General features: G+C 72.6%; 12 protein-coding genes and 2 tRNA genes. 6 read left to right on the top strand and 8 right to left on the bottom strand.

Annotated elements, in window-relative coordinates; genetic code table 11:
• The first annotated feature begins 243 nt into the window (after nucleotides 1-243).
• Nucleotides 244-1,371: a hypothetical protein gene (locus tag THESUDRAFT_RS01990; protein WP_006903030.1), complete on the top strand. Its 1,128-nt coding sequence runs from the start codon at nucleotides 244-246 to the stop codon at nucleotides 1,369-1,371.
• 38 nt (nucleotides 1,372-1,409) lie between these two features.
• On the opposite strand, the gene THESUDRAFT_RS01985 is transcribed toward THESUDRAFT_RS01990, so the two are convergent.
• The gene (locus tag THESUDRAFT_RS01985) at nucleotides 1,410-2,153 is read right to left on the bottom strand and encodes a hypothetical protein (RefSeq protein WP_040826167.1); all 744 of its coding nucleotides are present in this window, start codon (nucleotides 2,151-2,153) and stop codon (nucleotides 1,410-1,412) included.
• 399 nt (nucleotides 2,154-2,552) lie between these two features.
• Nucleotides 2,553-3,311 carry an N-acetylmuramoyl-L-alanine amidase gene (locus THESUDRAFT_RS01980; RefSeq protein ID WP_006903028.1) on the bottom strand — a complete coding sequence of 253 codons (759 nt, stop codon included), beginning with the start codon at nucleotides 3,309-3,311 and terminating at the stop codon, nucleotides 2,553-2,555.
• Nucleotides 3,312-3,692: 381 nt separating this feature from the next.
• Between THESUDRAFT_RS01980 and THESUDRAFT_RS01970 the strand changes: the two genes are divergently transcribed.
• From THESUDRAFT_RS01970 to THESUDRAFT_RS01960, 3 genes are all read left to right on the top strand, one after another.
• Nucleotides 3,693-3,765: transfer RNA gene (locus THESUDRAFT_RS01970), tRNA-Ile, on the top strand.
• Nucleotides 3,766-4,188: 423 nt separating this feature from the next.
• Nucleotides 4,189-4,260 (top strand) — tRNA-Glu (locus tag THESUDRAFT_RS01965).
• Nucleotides 4,261-4,968: 708 nt separating this feature from the next.
• Nucleotides 4,969-5,181: a hypothetical protein gene (locus tag THESUDRAFT_RS01960; protein ID WP_006903027.1), complete on the top strand. Its 213-nt coding sequence runs from the start codon at nucleotides 4,969-4,971 to the stop codon at nucleotides 5,179-5,181.
• A gap of 104 nt (nucleotides 5,182-5,285) precedes the next feature.
• Here the strand turns inward: THESUDRAFT_RS01960 and THESUDRAFT_RS01955 are convergent, their stop codons facing one another.
• The 5 genes from THESUDRAFT_RS01955 to THESUDRAFT_RS01935 form a co-directional block, all read right to left on the bottom strand.
• A complete protein-coding gene (locus THESUDRAFT_RS01955) occupies nucleotides 5,286-6,056 on the bottom strand; it encodes a response regulator transcription factor (protein ID WP_006903026.1) in 771 nt (256 codons plus the stop codon).
• Nucleotides 6,053-7,297, bottom strand: coding sequence for a sensor histidine kinase (locus THESUDRAFT_RS01950; protein WP_006903025.1), 1,245 nt, complete (start codon nucleotides 7,295-7,297; stop codon nucleotides 6,053-6,055). Before THESUDRAFT_RS01950 ends, THESUDRAFT_RS01955 begins: the two co-directional genes overlap by 4 nt.
• Before the next feature lie 138 nt (nucleotides 7,298-7,435).
• Nucleotides 7,436-8,551 carry an ABC transporter permease gene (locus tag THESUDRAFT_RS01945; protein ID WP_006903024.1) on the bottom strand — a complete coding sequence of 372 codons (1,116 nt, stop codon included), beginning with the start codon at nucleotides 8,549-8,551 and terminating at the stop codon, nucleotides 7,436-7,438.
• A gap of 3 nt (nucleotides 8,552-8,554) precedes the next feature.
• Nucleotides 8,555-9,736: an ABC transporter permease gene (locus THESUDRAFT_RS01940; RefSeq protein WP_006903023.1), complete on the bottom strand. Its 1,182-nt coding sequence runs from the start codon at nucleotides 9,734-9,736 to the stop codon at nucleotides 8,555-8,557.
• 12 nt (nucleotides 9,737-9,748) lie between these two features.
• Nucleotides 9,749-10,801 (bottom strand): ABC transporter ATP-binding protein, encoded by a 1,053-nt coding sequence (locus tag THESUDRAFT_RS01935; RefSeq protein ID WP_006903022.1) that lies wholly within the window; start codon nucleotides 10,799-10,801, stop codon nucleotides 9,749-9,751.
• Between the two features lie 242 nt (nucleotides 10,802-11,043).
• On the opposite strand from THESUDRAFT_RS01935, the gene THESUDRAFT_RS01930 reads away from it, so the two are divergent.
• The gene (locus THESUDRAFT_RS01930) at nucleotides 11,044-11,607 is read left to right on the top strand and encodes a helix-turn-helix domain-containing protein (protein ID WP_006903021.1); all 564 of its coding nucleotides are present in this window, start codon (nucleotides 11,044-11,046) and stop codon (nucleotides 11,605-11,607) included.
• 98 nt (nucleotides 11,608-11,705) lie between these two features.
• Nucleotides 11,706-14,366, top strand: a complete 2,661-nt coding sequence (locus tag THESUDRAFT_RS01925) for an aminotransferase class III-fold pyridoxal phosphate-dependent enzyme (RefSeq protein WP_006903020.1) — start codon at nucleotides 11,706-11,708, stop codon at nucleotides 14,364-14,366.
• A 69-nt stretch (nucleotides 14,367-14,435) separates the two neighbouring features.
• Here THESUDRAFT_RS01925 and THESUDRAFT_RS01920 read toward each other — a convergent pair whose 3' ends face one another.
• Nucleotides 14,436-15,542, bottom strand: a complete 1,107-nt coding sequence (locus THESUDRAFT_RS01920) for an MBL fold metallo-hydrolase (protein ID WP_006903019.1) — start codon at nucleotides 15,540-15,542, stop codon at nucleotides 14,436-14,438.
• Between the last annotated feature and the right edge of the window lie 137 nt (nucleotides 15,543-15,679).

Raw genomic sequence — 15,679 nt, 5'->3', positions numbered from 1 at the left:
TTCCGGCGGCCGGCTCGTTCCGGGAACGGGCGGGCAGGCCCGGGCTCCCCTCCCCTCGGGCCGGCCCCGCCGGACGGCCACGGCCTGGGAGCGGATATATGCCGCAGATTCCGTGAATGACCTCGCTATTCGGCCACGACGTTACGAAAACCCAAATCAAGCGCGTCTCACCCTTCGTATCCCGTCGACCGCGGTGGCAAGGGCCGCTACGCCTGGATTAAAATAGGGTAGGAGGGATCGGCGGTGACCGCCAGCCTGCTCCCGCTCGAACACCTCACCGACGCCGACTTCGGGTTCCTCGCGGCGGCCGTTTCCCCGCGCCCTGACGCCCGCGACCGCATCGCCCGGCTTTTGCGGGACGGCGGTGAGGCCATCGAGCGGGCGCTGGAGGACGGCCGCACCCATCAAGCCCTGCAGGAAGGCGACGCCGCCCGGAAGATCAGCCCCTACCTGCTCTTCTCCCTCCTGCTGCACCAGTGCCGGATCCAGGAACGGGCCCGCGCCGGAGATCCGGCACCCTCCGGCGACGAGCCGGTCCTCCAGGAGCCGCCGGCGGGGGCCGGAAGCGGCGCCGGCGACGACCTGATGCTCCTTGACGGGCCGGGTGCTGCGCCTGCGACCAGCGGACCCTGCACCGAACCCGGGCGCAGCGGGCCGGTCCTGGCGCTGCTGGAATCGCCCTGGACCGTTCACTACCTGGCGGAACTCCTGGCTTCCTTCGCTTACACTCCGCCGGGGATGGCCGCCTTCACCCTGGGCAGCCGGCAGTACCGCCTGCCCCTGGCCGAGGTCGATCTCGCCGCCCTGAACAAGGTGGCGCTTTTGGCGGCCGAACCCGACCGGCTGTCCATATACCGGCGCCTGGGCGACCTCACGCTGTTCCTGTCATCGGTTGCCCTTCCGGCCGGTGAAGGGGGCACCGCCCAGCCCCAGCCGGCGCCACCCTCTCCGCCGCGGCCGGCGGGGCGGGCGGCGGCTGACCCGACCCCGGCCCGGGGCGGTGACCGCCCGGGCGACGGCCGGCATCGGGACCGGGCCACGGAAGGTTGCACCGGAAGGACGGGTACCGGGAGGGAGACTCCGGATGCCGTGCCGGTGCTGCCTTACTCGGAGGGCGAGCTGGAGCGGGAGGGCCGCCGCTTCTACGAGTACGCCGCCCAGCACCGCGGTGCCGGGACGACCTATCTGGGCCGGACCCTGGCGGTGCTGGCATCCCGGTACGGTACCGCCCGCACCCTCCTGCGCCGCATTGTGCAGCAGGAGCTGCCGCGGGTGTACCCCGGTGGCCTGTACCAGCTGGCCAGCCGGTGGGGAGACGCTCCGCAGCCGGGCGCAGTGGCGCTATCGGCCCCCGAGGGGCCGGCGGAATGATCCCCCGTCATGGGGCTGAGATCCATGGAGCGGCGACTTCAGGGAGCCGCGCCCGTTGACCCCAGGCTCGGCCCGCGGGGATCCCGGCCCCCGGGCAGGGCGGCAGGGCGGTCGCCTTGAGGGGGGCCAGGCCGGTTGCCCTGAGGGGCAGCGGCCCCGTGGCCGTGAGGGGCGGCGCCGGCCGCCGGCATGGTGGTGCGAGGTGCCACGGAGATCGAGCCCCGTGCCGGCGGGCCGCTTGCCGGTGCCGGCCGCCGCACCACCACCGTGACTTCCTCTTCGGCGACCGCATCCTCCACGCCGAAGATGCCCTGCCACGGCCGGGGATACCTGCAAAGGCGGCGGCCCCGCTGGAGGGCGAAGAGGCCGTCCTCATACGCCTGGGCGAAGAAGACGGGGTCCTCCAGCAGCCGGCGGCGCAGCCCGGCCACCCACCGCCGCTCCCGGCGCCAGCGGGCCAGCTGCGCACCCAGCTCGATCACAGCCGCCCCCGTGGCCGCGGCCAGCCCCGCCTGCCACGCCCGTTCCCGCAACAGGAAGAACCCGGCCAGTGCCGCCAGCAGCGCCGCCAGCACGTGGGCATATCCCTGCGCCAGAAAGGTGAGGTAGAGGGCGGGTTCCACCTGGGCCCGCTGCCGGTACAGGTTCACCACGCCCCGCCGGTCGATGCGGATGCGCACCTGCCGCTTGCGCACCAGCCGCTGGAGGCGGGCGAACCAGGCCGGGGCGTCCAGGCGGCCGGCCCCCGCTACAGCCCCGGTCTGCAAGGCGAACGCCGGCACGGTATCCTGCCGGGACGGCGGCCGAGCCGGCGCTGCAGCGCCCGGGCCTGCCCGGACCACCGCCGGGCGGTCCCCCTGGCCCTTCCCTCGCGCTGAATCCCCGGCTCGCAAGTCCCCGGGTCGTACCGGAACGGTGGACCGCGGGGAATCCACGGTCTGGATGGGGTCCATGATGCGGGTGGTCTCCTTCGCCGCGCCTGCGCAGCGCCCTCGCCGGTCGCGCCCGCGCCTCCGGCGGGCACCGGGCTCCGGCGCCGGCCGCCCCCCGGCCGGCGCGGAGCCGCGGTTCCTCCGGGTCGAACCGTCCCGCGCCCACCAGCGCGACGGCCGGCGGTGGACCGGCAAGGGGTCTCGGTGCTCGTTCTGTCGAACGGCCTCGAATCCCTGCCGGGACGGCGATCAAAGGCGAACCTGGTCGATCCAGACGTCGAATCCGGCCTCCCGGGCCCGGCGGGCCAGCCGCTCGGCGTTGGCTTGGTTCCGGAAGGAACCGATGATCACCCGGTACCAGACGCCCCGAGGCTCCGGCTGCTCCGCCTCCTGACCGGGCGGTGCCGGCGGGGCCGCAGGTTCTTCCGCGGGAGGACCGGGCGGAATCCAGTTCCGGCCGAAGTACTCGAGGAGCCCACGGGCGATGGCCTCCGCCACCTGCGCCTGGCCGGATGCGGAGCCCAGGTAGCGCGCGTCCCGCCGGTTGGTGATGAACCCGCACTCCACGATGACCGCGGGCATGCGGGATTCCCGGATCACGTGATAGTAGTCCCTGCCCCCGCGGCCCGCCCGGGAACGGGCCCCGCGGTTGGCGAGGGGCGTGAGCCGGTCGAGCCACTGGACCAGGTAGCGCGCCAGGATGCGGCTGCGGGAACCCGGCTGGACCGAATGCCAGACCTCGAATCCGTTGGCGGACTCGTCAACGTAGGCGTTGCAGTGGATGGACACGTAGACGTCGGCGCCCCAGGCGTTGGCCTCGTCGGTGCGCGCGCGCAGCGGCCGGGTCTGGTCGCCGGTACGGGACATCCGCACGGCCAGCCCGTGGCGCACCAGGTGCACGCGCACCCGGCGTGCAATGGCCAGATTGATATCCTTTTCCACCAGGCCGTTGCCCACGGCGCCGGGATCACTGCCGCCGTGGCCGGGGTCAAGATAGACCTTGGGCATGGAAGCCGCTCTCCTCCCCACGCTGGATGAACTCGAAGGCCAGCCGGTCTCGGGGCACGGGAACGGGCGCCGCCGGACGCCGGTGGCGCCCGCGGTGCCTGTATGGGGAGGCTATGCCCGGACGGCCGCCGGTGCGCCCGGCCCCTGTCCCGGAACGGAGCGGGCCCCGCCGGTCACGGCCGCGGTGGGCCGCACGCGGCGCACCTGAGGCTCCCGGCGCTGCCGGCCTGGCGCCGCCCGGTCCGATGACGGCCGGAATCGCCCCGCACGCCAGCGGTTCGCCCCGGTCCGGGGCGAGGCCAGCCAGTCCCGGCTGCCAGGGCCCGTGTGGTATAATCGCCCTGCATCCACCAGCAGCAACCCCTGGTTGTTTGACGCCGTGCGCCTGTAGCTCAACGGTCAGAGCAGCGCCCTCATAAGGCGTGGGTTGTGGGTTCGAATCCCACCAGGCGCCCTGCGCAGCCGCCCCGGCCTGCCGGAAGCCGGTCGCGGTATCGGGTTCGCGGTGCGTTGCCCAAGCGAGGCCGGTCTGCCGTAGGGGCCCGGCCCGCGGTTCCTCGGCAGCAGGTCCGCGCGCCCGGAGCGGGTCGGCGCGCCCGGGTCGGGCCGGCGCCCGCTGGCAAAAGCCTGCTCGTACACCGCCACCGCGCGGGAGGGCCCTGCCGGGAGCCCGCTGCGCAGCGAACCGTGGAGCCCGCTGCGCTGCGCACCACGGTGCCGGGTTGCGTTGGCCAGGCCGGCACCTGGTGGTGGGCCAGGCTGCCTGCGCCACCGGTGGTTGCCTTGCCGGGGGACGCAAAGGGGACTATAATGCCGTAGGGTCGCCAGCAGCCGCCGGCCGGCAGCCGTCGCCGGTTGCGGGGGACCGCAGGTTCTAGGCCCCATGGTCGAGTGGTTAAGACGCGGGCCTTTCAAGCCCGAGGTAGGGGTTCGATTCCCCTTGGGGCCACAAGGTTAAGCCACCGCAGGAATCAACCGGATAACGCCCCGCCGCGGCGCCGGTTCCGGTGCGCGGCGGGGCGTTGTGTCTCCGTTGTGTCTCCATGTCCTGATGCTTCTCGCGCCCGCTGAATGCCCCGGCCAAGGCGTGCAACAGCTCCGCGATGTATGGCGCCCCCGGCGGCCGGGATTGCTATGGACGTACCCCTGGTGCCGGAGGGAAAGGACGATGGCGCGAGAAGGACCGCCGCTCCCGCCGGCCTCCCCGCCAGCGGCGCCGCCCCGTACGACCATGCGCCCGGCGCGGCCGGGGCCGGCAGGGAATGTCCCGCCACGCCCCGTTGCGCTGGTTCGCGAGCGCCCGCCCGCACCGGGGCGGCCTCTTCACCCGCCGCGGGTGCGCATGTTATCCTTTACCATAACGGGGCGGGGCGGCGACCCTGATGCGGGCAGCGGACCTGGCGCTGGCGAGACCGGTGCCGGAATTGGACCCGGCGCCGGCGAAGGGTCCGGTGTAAGCGCCCGGCACCGCGCCGCCCGGTATCCTGCCCGGCCGGCGGTGACGACTACCGGCACCGGCACCGGCGGCGACCGTCAGGAAAGGGCGGGGAGAGGGCCTGGCCGGGTTCGTCCCCATCGGTCGGGGCCCGAGCAACAACCGGTCCAGGGGGGCGCAACCGCCGCCGACGCACCCTCTGGGACCCAGGAGGTGGAAAGGATGCGGATGGAGCAGGTGAAGGCCGAGCTGGAGCGCTGGGGCGAGGTCATCGTGACCCTGGCCTCCGGACGCAAGTTCGAGCTGCACATCGGCGACACGGAGTTCGACCTGCAGAACCGGGTGATCCGCATCACCGGGCCCGCCGCCCACTTCGTGCTGGACGGCGACGAGATCGAGCACGTGGAGATGCACTTCAGCCACCCGATGGAGTAAGTGGGTGCACAAGTGGTGCAAGGCCATGGCGGCCGGCAGGCTCCCGGGCACCGCTTGCCCGGGAGCCTGCCGGCCTTCGGCTTGTCTTGTCCCTTTTCATCGCGTCAGCGCCCTGAGGTACCGCCCGGCCCCAACCAGCCCCGGGCGCGCAACACCGCCTGGACTCGATCCCGCACCTGCAGCCGGGCATAGATCTCGCTGACCAGGTTCTTCACGGTGCCTTCGGACAGGTGCAACCGGGCGGCAATCTCCCGGTTGGACACCCCCCGGGCCAGGAGCTGGAGGACCTCCACCTGCCGCGGGGTCAAGGGCTCGCCCTGCTCGGCCGGGGCGGGACGCGACAGGGCGTCCTTGCGGCTGGACGGCGGCGGGGCCCCGGTGGGCGTGCCGGCATCCCGCCGAACGCGGCCAGCACCACGGCCCGGTGGCATGTCGGAGCCCGTTCCTCCCGCCGCGGAACCGGTGGACGCGGCGCGGGCCAGGACTCCGGCCAGATCCCCCGGGATCAACCCTCCACCGTATACGACCAGGCGGATGGCATTGGCCAGATCCTCCGGCGCCATGTCCTTGAGCAGGTAAGCCGCGGCACCGGCCGCCAGGCACTGGCGCACCAGGCGGTCGTCGTCGTAGGTGGTCAACATCAGCACGGGCATCTGGGGCCGCAAGGCCTGGAGCCGCCGCAGGCAGGCGATGCCGTCCATGTGCGGCATCCGCACGTCCAGCAAGGCCACGTCGAAGGATGCAGCTGCAGCCCGGGCCACCGCCTCCGCCCCGTCGGCCACGGCCGTCACCTGCAGGTCACCCTGGAGTTCGAGCAGCAGGCGCAAACCGTCCCGCACAAGAGCCTGATCTTCCGCCAGGAGCACCCGAATCATTGTTCATCCCCTGCTTCCCCGGCCGAGCCGGTCATCCCCGCAACCACCATGGGCGCGCGGCGGGGGACCGTGATCTCGACGGCGAAACCCCGGTCTGCCAGCGTCTCGAAGCGAAGGGTTCCACCCAGCCGCTGGACGGTGCGGGTCATGCGGGTGAGCCCCACCCCCGGAACCAGTTCGGCCGCTCCCAGGCCGTCGTCCTGAACCCGCAGGCGCAGGCGCCGCCCTGTGGCGGTGAGGGAGACCAGCACGTGCCGGGCCTGGCCGTGGCGGGCGGCGTTGGTCAGGGCCTCCTGGACGGCCCGGTAGACGGCACCGGTCACTGCGGGGTCGGTGTCGGATACGCTGGCGGCATCGGGATCGAACACCACCTCCACCTGGACACCGCTGGCCGCGCCGAAGTCGCCAGCCAGGCGCTGGACGGCGGCAGCCAGGGGAAGGCGGCCGGGGTGGAGGGAGCGGCGCAGCAACTGCCGTACCTGGGCGAGCCCATCGCGCAGCCCCGCCTCGACGGCCTCAAGGCAGGCCGCCGCAGCCTCCGGCTCCGTGGACAGCAACCGGCGGGCCAGGGACACCTGCAGCAACTGGGCCGTCAGGGCGTGCCCCAGGGCATCGTGCAGGGTACCCAGGAGTTCTTCCCGCTCCCGCTGCGCGCCCAGTTCGCCGCTGCGGGCCGCCAGTTCCGCGAGCCGGTCCTGGGCGGCCGCCAGCCCGGCCACCACCTGCTGCAGCCGTTCCCGCTCAGCCCGGTAGGACGCGTGCATGTCGCCGCTCCAACCCGCCACCAGCAGAACGGCCCCGCCTAACAACGCGGCCTGCAGCCCGGATGCCTGCGCCGCCACGAACGTGGTGGCGACGGCGGCCGCCCCGTTGACCCACCGGGCCGCACCCCGACCCATCACCGTAGGTGACCCCATGAGCACCGCCGCCACCGTCCCGATCAGGGCCGCGTCGCCCCCGCTGGTGGAAGCCCACAGGGTCAGGACCAGCGCACCCGCCCAGGCGGCCACCGCCGTCCAGCGGCGCGGGTCCCAGCCGGCGTTGCCGGCCCGCGCACCCCCTGCCGCCTCGGCCAGCACCTGCAGCACCAGCCCGCTTGCCAGGGCCACCGCCACGCCCGGTGCCGGCTGCGGGCGGTTGAGCAGCCACACCGCCGTGCCGGCGGCGAAAAGGGCCAGGCGGATCAGGTGGAACCCCGCGTCGTTCCACCCATCCTGTTCGCCGGTTTTCCACGGATCCACGCCCGCTCCCCCCGCCGTCCCCACCTGGTCCGGCGTAGCGCGCCCGGCACGGCGCGCAACGGTTCGGTGGTGGGAAGCTCCGGGCCCCCGTTGCGCCCCCCGCCGCCGGCGGCCCTGCGCAGTGACCTTCGGTACCGGCTAAGCCGCCCAGCGGCGGAGTCCCAGGACACCGGCCGTCCCCGCCAGCACCCCCATCAGCACCAGGGTCGCCGCCGCCGGCCACTGGGCCGCACCCGGGCCACCGAAGACGAAAGCCTCACGCAATCCGTCCAACGCCCAATACACCGGGCTGAGCCGCGCCACCTCCTGCAGGGACACCGGAACCACGTCCAGAGGCCAGAACGCGCCGCCCAGCATGGCGGCAATGGTGCCCACCAGCGAGCCGGCCGCGTTGATCTGCCGCGACGTGCGGGTGAACCCTGCCACCGCCAGGGCGATGCCGCATGCGGCCACCAGAGGTGCGATCAAGACCAGGACCAGGGCCGGCAGGCCGGCGGCGAACCACGGAGCACCGCCCAGCGCCGTGACGCCCACCATGGCCGCCGCCTGCAACAGCCCAAGGGGGAACAGCGCCAGGGCGTGGCCGGCCACCATCTCGCCGTAGGTGGCCCCCGCCACCAGCGAGCGGGACAGGGTGCCCAGCTCCCGTTCCCGGTGCAGGGCGGCCGCCTGGGTGATGAGGGAGACCAGGGCGAACATGACGTAGAACCCGTAGACCGTGCGCAACAGCGCAAAGTCGCCCGCCGCGGCTGCCTGCCGCGGTGCTTTGACCACCAACGACAGAGGACCCGCGGGCGTTCCGGTAACGAGGCCGGCCGCTACCGTCCGGATCCTAGCGATTTCTGCGCCGGGCTCGGCCCGCGGAGCGTACCAGAGTTCCAGCCGCGGCACGCCTGCTTCGACCGACCGGGAAAAGCCGTCGGGAATCAGGAGCACCACCCGCTCCCTGCCCTGGTGCAGGCGCGCGGTGGCTTCGTCCCGTGCCAGGCGCTGCAGGTTCATGGGCGTGGCGGACAGGCCGTCCAGCAACGGACCCACCCAAGTCCCTTGATCTTCGACCACCACCGCCAGCCTCGGCGGCTTGTCTGATGGGGCGAACAGGCTTGCTATCACACCGCCGAAGAACAGAGGGACGATCAGGAGCCACAGCAGGTTGAGCGGCCGCAGCAGGGTCCGGCGCGTGGTGGTGGCGGCAATGGCCGCTACCCGCCGCAAGGTGGCACCCCGGTGGCGATTGCCCGCATCCGGCGTCACGGTTCACCCCTCCCCCACCAATCGTGCCAGGAGCTGGTCCAGGGCCCACCCCACCATCAGCAAGGCCGCCCCCGCCGCCGTGAGGCGCAGGATTTCATCTTGAACCGCTGCCGGTCCTGCGCCGGCCATGAGTTCAAGGAAGCCGTCCAGCATCCACCGGTTGGGAACGAAGCGGGAGAGCCGGGCCAGGATCTCGGGAAAGATGAACAGGGGCATCATCGACCCGCCGAAGAACCCCAGCACCTGGGCCAGGGCGATGCTGACACCCTCCAGCACCTCCGGGGACCTGGCAAGCCCCACCAGGACGGCATTGACCCCTGCGGCCGCCAGAGTGGCGGCCAGGGTCAGGGGGATCCATCCCCCCGGGTGGCCCCAGTGGACCCCGAAGAGCCACCGGGTGACCAGCGCCATGACCACCATGAAGGCCAGGCCCGTGGCCACGCTGCCGGCGAAGGTGCCCGCCAGGTAGGCGGCGCGGCCGGTTCCTCCCGCACGGACGCGCAGGTACACGCCGGTGCTGCGGTCGGCCAGGTAGGCCCTGGTCCCCTCGCGGGTCGCCAGGTAGAGCATCATGACGGCCATACCTGCGGCGTAATAAGCCATGGCACCCACCTCGGGTGGCGCGCCGCTGCCAGGCGACTCTCCACCGGCCGGCGGGGGTGCGGGCTGCATGGTGAGGTCGACGGGCACTGGGCGGCCGCTGTCCCCCCCGCCGGCGCCACCGGCCTCTCCGGCAGGGCCGGACCCAGCCGCTGCCGCGGCCTCGCGGGCCAGGGTCTCGACCACAGAGGCCGGTACCGTCCCGGGTTCGGCGATGACCCTGAGGGGCTCCTGGGGGAACCCCGCCGGCACGATCAGGGCCGCATCGGCCCGGCGCTGCCGGACCGCTCCCACGGCGGCCTCGCCTGATTTCACCCTCTGGATCTCGATCCAGCCGTCCGCCTCCCCCGCTGCCAGGACCTGCAGGACTGCCGGCGCCGCTTGGTGGCCGGCCGGCGCGGCGATCGCCACCCGGTAGGGCCGCTCGGGCCGGAATTCGGGGGTGAAGGCCTGGCGCAGGCTTATCCCGAGCACCAGGTTGAAGGCCAGGGGCAGGAGGAAGAGGATCAGCACGCCCCGCCAGTCCAGCACGAAGCGCAGCAGCTGGTTGGCCGCGATGAGACCTGCCTGTCGCAACCCGTCCATGGCCGAAACCCCCTAATCCCGCAGGGCCCGGCCCGTCAGGGCCAGAAACACCGTCTCCAGGTCGGGCGTTTCCACACGCATCCCGCGCAGCGGGATGCCGCGGCGAACCAGTTCCGCGACCACCTGGGCTGCCTGTTCCGGCCCCCCAGGCAGGACGAACCGGGCCTCGCCGCCCGTCACCTCGACGGGGACGCCCAGCTGGCGGGCGACCGCCTGGGGATCCGCGTCAACGTACACAGGGTCCCACGGCAGGCGCAGGATGGCGGCATCACCCGCCAGGGCCCGGACCTCGTCCAGCGGCCCCTGGGCAATGATCCGGCCGTGGTCCATGATGGCGACCCGCCGGCAGAGGAACTCGACCTCCTCCATGTAGTGGCTGGTGTACAGGACGGCGATGCCGGACGCAGCCAGCTTCCGGATGGCCTCCAGGATGTGGCGGCGGGACTGGGGGTCGATGCCCACGGTGGGTTCGTCCAGGAGCAGCAGGCGTGGGCGCCCTAGAAGGCCGATGGCGATGTTGAGCCGCCGCTTCATGCCGCCGGAGAACCGCTCCACCCGCTGGCCCGCGTGCTCCGCCAGTCCCACCAGATGCAGGGCTTCTTCGATCTGCCGGCGCTTTTCCGCGCCCCGCAGGCCGCGCAGGGCCGCGAAGTGACCCATGTTCTGGGCTGCCGTCAACTCGGGGTAGAGGGCAAGGTCCTGGGGCACCACCCCCAGCAGGCGCTGCGCTTCGCGGCGCCGGGCGGCCAGGGAGAAGCCGCCGACCTCCACTTCTCCACCGTCGGGCCTCAGCAGGCCCGCGATGATGGCCAGGGTGGTGCTCTTGCCGGCACCGTTGGGCCCCAACAGCCCGAAGGTCTCGCCGGGTTCCACCGCAAAGGAGATGCCGCCGACCGCTGCCTTCCGCCCGAACCGCTTGACCAGGTTCCGGACCACCAGCACGGGCCCTGGTCCTGGATGGGGTTTCCCCTCCGCACCACCGGCGGATCCAAGGGCTCCGGCACGGTGCCGGTCGGTGCCGCCCGGATCCTGGTGCTCCTCCAGGAGCTTGAAAGGCTGGGCCATGGTCGCTTCACTCCCCGGCTGTGGGTTCACGCCGGTTCCGATGGTAGAGGGGATGGCAGCACGCTGGTAGTGACCGCGGTCATGACTTGAGCGCAGGGCCTGACCAGTACCGGGCCGGCCGGAGCACGGGGCCGGTGCGGACACGCCCTAAAGGCATACCCAGGACCACCGTCCTGCGCTATACTCAGGGTGACTGTGCGCATATTTGTGCACAAGGGCGGGCGGCGGCGGGGGGCGCAGGCGTGGAACTGGTGCGCGTCGGCGAAAAGGTGATCGACCGGCAGCGGATCTACCGGATGGTCGACCGCATCCTGGAGCTGCGCGCCTCCGGCCTCTCCCAGCAGGACGTGGCCCATGAGCTGGGCATCGACCGGACCCTGGTCTCCCGCCTGGAAAGCCTGGGGGAGGTGCGGCGGGGCCATAAGCTGGGCCTGGTGGGCTTCCCCGTAGGGAACCGCGAGGCGCTGGAAGACGTGGCGCGCAGCGAGGGTGTCGACTTCGTCTGGCTGCTCACCGAGGAGGAGCGCCGGCGCTTCATCGGGGAACGCAGCGGCGCCGCCCTGCTCAACGATCTCATGGCCCTCATCGCCCGCGCCCGGGAACTGGACCACTTGATCTTCCTGGGCTCGGACATGCGGATCCGGCTGGTCGAAGCGCTCCTGGGGCCGGACCGGGTGACGGGCATCCAGATCGGCACGTCGCCCATCACCGAGGACCGGTTCGTCGACCCTGAAGCCATTCGCCAGCTGATCCGGCAGCTGCGGCTACCGCGGGACGACCGCGGCGGGCGCGAGCCCGCTCCCTAGCTGGCGCACCGGCTGGAGCGGCTGGCGCACCGGCTGAGCGCACCCGGCTGGAGAGCGTTCCAAGCTGGAGACGGTTCTTCGGGATTGGAGGGCACCGGATGCATCCTTTCCGGCAGTATGTCAACCCCCACCTGGCCGAGCTCCTCGAGCAGATCCAGATGGACAAGCGGTTTGTCCGGGGCGAGGGCTGCTGGCTCTGGGACGACCAGGGCCGCCGTTATCTGGACTTCGTCGCCGCCTACGGCGCGCTGCCCTTCGGCTTCAACCCGCCGGAGATCTGGGCGGCGCTGGAAGAGGCGCGCCACCGCGGCGAGCCGTCCTTCGTCCAGCCGTCCTTCTTGAATGCCGCCGGCGAGCTGGCCCGGCGGCTGATCGAGGTGGCGCCGCCGGGACTGCGCTACGTGACCTTTGCCAACAGCGGTGCCGAAGCGGTGGAAGCGGCCATCAAGCTGGCCCGGGCGGCCACCGGCCGGCCGCGGATCCTCTCCACGGACAACGGCTTTCACGGCAAGACCTTCGGTGCCCTCTCCGCCACCCACCGGGCAGCCTATCAGGACGCCTTCTTCGCCCCGGCCGAGGGCTTCGACAAGGTGCCCTACGGCGACCTGGAGGCCCTGGAGCGGGCGCTGGCGGCCCGGCCGGGCGAGTACGCCGCTTTCCTGGTCGAGCCGATCCAGGGCGAGGGCGGCATCGTGGTGCCGCCTCCCGGCTACCTGCGCGAGGCCCGGGAGGTGTGCCGGCGCCACGGGGTGCTGTTCATCGCCGATGAGGTGCAGACGGGGCTGGGCCGTACGGGCGTGCTCTTCGCCTGCCAGGCGGAAGGCGTCACACCCGACGCCATCACCCTGGCAAAGGCCCTGGGCGGCGGCCTCATGCCCATCGGCGCCGTGCTGTGCACCGAAGAGGTGTATACAGAAGAGTTCGCCACCAAGCACTCCTCGACCTTCGCGGGCAACACCCTGGCCTGCCGGGCCGGCCTGGCCGCCCTGGACCTCCTGACCCGGGACGAACAGGCCCTGGTCCGCCACGTGGCCGAGACCGGCGAGTACCTGCGGCAGGGCCTGCTGGCCATCCAGCGGCGCCATCCCCGGGTGATCCGGGAGGTGCGGGGGCGGGGGTTCATGCTGGGCATCCAGTTCGGGGTCGACCGGGAGGCCTTCCCCGGCAACCTGCTGGGAGTGATGGGCGAGCAGGAGCTGCTCACCCCGGTCATCGCCTCGTACCTGCTCAACGTGGAGGGGTTGCGGGTCGCCCCGACCCTGAACGGTGCCGACGTGATCCGCATCGAGCCGCCCCTCATCGCCACCCGGGCGGAGTGCGACTACGCCCTGGCCGCCATCGAGCGGGTGGTGGAACTCATCGACCGGGATGACACCGCTGCCCTGCTCCGGCACCTGGTCAGCCCGCAGGCGACGACCGGGCAGGCCGTGGACCGGCCCGCCCGCCACCAGCCTGCCCTCCTGGCGGTTCGCTCCCGCGAGCCGGAAGAGGCGGTGGCCCCCAGCGGCGATCCCCGGGAAGGGCGCTTTGCCTTCCTGGTTCATCCCGTCGACCTGGAGAACTACCCGGAGTTTGATCCCAGCCTGGCCGCCTTCAGCCGGGCGGAGCTGGAAGAGCTGGCCGGTCGTTGGAATCACCTCCTCAAGCCCTTCCGCATCGGCCGGACCCGGGTGGTCTCGGCGGCCGGGGCCACCGCCTACGGCGAGTTCTACGCCGTCCCCCGCACCGCCGACGAGTTCCTGGCCATGCCCCAGGCGGAGGCGGTGGCGGAGATCGAGGAAGCCATCGAACTGGCCCGCGAGAACGGCGCCCGGATCGTCGGGCTGGGCGCCTACACCTCGGTGGTCACCCGGGGCGGGCTGCACCTGCGGGACGCCGGCGTCGCCCTGACCACCGGCAACAGCTTCACCGTGGTGGCGGCCGTGGAGGCCATTGCCGAAGCCAGCCGCCGGCTGGGCTTCCCCCTTGGCCAGGGAACCGTGGCCGTGGTGGGCGCCACGGGCGCCATCGGGCGGGCGACGGCCCTGCTGCTGGCCGGTGAGGTGCGCCGGCTGGTGCTGATCGGCAACCCGGCCCGGCCCGAGCAGAGCCGGCGGCGGCTGCTGCGGGTGGCGGCCGATCTGGCCCGCCACGTGCTGAGCCTGGCGGCCTCGGGCCGGCCCCTGGGCCCGCTGGCGCAGGTCCTGGTGGAATTCGGCGGCTGGCCCGATCCCGCAGAACCCGCCGAGGCCTTCCTCCCCCGGCTGGAAGCCTGGCTGGCGGCAGGGCGGTGCCCCCTGGTCGTCACCACGGACCTGGACGCCATGCTGCCCCAGGCCGACGTGGTGGTGACCGCCACCAGCAGCACCGCCCACCTGGTCACGCCGCGCAACGTGAAGTTCGGAGCGGTGGTGTGCGACCTGAGCCGGCCGCCCAACGTCAGCCGGGAGGTGGGCGATGCCCGGCCCGACGTGCTGGTGATCGACGGCGGCGTCATCGAGGTGCCCGGCCGGCCGTCCATGGGGTGGAACTTCGGCTTCGAACGCGGCCTGGTCTATGCCTGCATGGCGGAGACCATGATGCTGGCCCTGGAGCACCACTACCGGCACACCAGCCTGGGGGCCGACCTCAACCTGGAGACCATCCTCTGGCTGAAGGACCTGGCCCGCCAGCACGGGTTCCGCCTGGCCGAGCTGCGCAGCTTCGACCGCCCCCTGCCGGCCGAAGCCTGGGAGCGGGTGCTGGCCGCCCGCTCCGCCCTGGGCACGGCGGCGCGGTAGAACCCGGCCCCGGCCGCAGAGCCGGCCGCGCGGTGCACCGGTCGCGGCCGGTTCTTCCTTCTCGCTCTTTCATCGCCCCTTCTCGTACATCAGGCGCGGCACGGAAGCCCGGCTCCCGTCCCGGGGGCCGGGCTCCGCGTCCTCTTTGCCGCCAAGGGCCGCGGCTTCGTCCCCGGCCTCCACCACCGCCAGCCGGCCCTGTTCCACCAGGTAGTCCAGGTGCGCCACCGTCTCTCCCAGGGCGAACTCCACGTTGGCCAGGGTATCCATGACCCGCCCGAACAACTGCCCGGCCACCTGCCAGGCCGTCACGGGCCCGCCCGCAGCGACGATGGCTTCGACCTCCTCCAGCCGGCGGCGGTGGTGTTCGGCCAGTTCCCGGCACCGTCCGGCCAGATCGTCGAAGGGAGCCCGGTGCCCCGGCAGAACCCGCCGCGCCGGGAGCCGCCCCACCTGCCCGAGCGAGTCCAGATACCGGCCCAGGGGATTGGGGGTCGCCTGGGGGCCGGCGGAGATGTTGGGAGAGATATCGGGAAGGACCATGTCGTCCGCCAGCAAGAGGCCCTCGTCCGGCTGCCAGAGGACCACCAGGCCGTCGGTGTGGCCCGGCGTCCAGAGGACCTGCCACCGCCGCCCGCCCAGGCGCAGCTCCTCCCCTTCCCGCACCGGCGTCACCTGAGGTTGGGGATCCACCCAGGAGACGATCCGGGCCCGGCGCTGGGCCAGAGGGGCGGCCAGTTCATCCGGAACCCCGTGCCGGGCGGCAAAGGCGTTGTAGCCGTCGACAGCGGCCGGCCGCCAGATGCGCCGGGCCAGCTCGAGTTCCCGGTCGTGCATCAGGACCGGCGCTCCCGTGCGCTGCTGCAGCCACCCCGCGGCGCCGAAGTGGTCGGGATGGAAATGGGTGACGAAGACGGCCTCCACATCACCGGGGCCGATGCCCAGCCGGTGAAAGGCCTGATTCCAGCGGGCTTCGGCCTCCGGGGTGTGGAACCCGGTATCCACCAGGGTCCAGCCGTGGGGACCGCGGAGGGCATAGGCATTGACCTCGCGCAGAGGCGCCGGGATGGGGATGGGAACGCGGTACACGCCGGGCCAGACCTCCTGAAGGGACAGCCTCCCGGCACGCTCCCGCCCGTCCCCCTGGGCGTCCTGGGCGTCCGCTACCGCCACCATGGTGCCAGCTCCTCTCCCGGGGGCCCCGGATCCGTCCTGGTTCGCAGGGACCGGCCTGGTGCCACCCCAGCCGGCTGTCCGGGTTCCGGGGCTACCTGATGACCGCCGGTGGCTTGCCGGCCCCCGATCGACCGGTG

It is taken from the genome of Thermaerobacter subterraneus DSM 13965 (genome assembly GCF_000183545.2).
Taxonomy (GTDB): Bacteria; Bacillota; Sulfobacillia; order Thermaerobacterales; family Thermaerobacteraceae; genus Thermaerobacter; species Thermaerobacter subterraneus.
The sequence above is the reverse complement of the archived record's forward strand: the minus strand, read 5'-3'. Positions and strand labels throughout refer to the sequence as shown.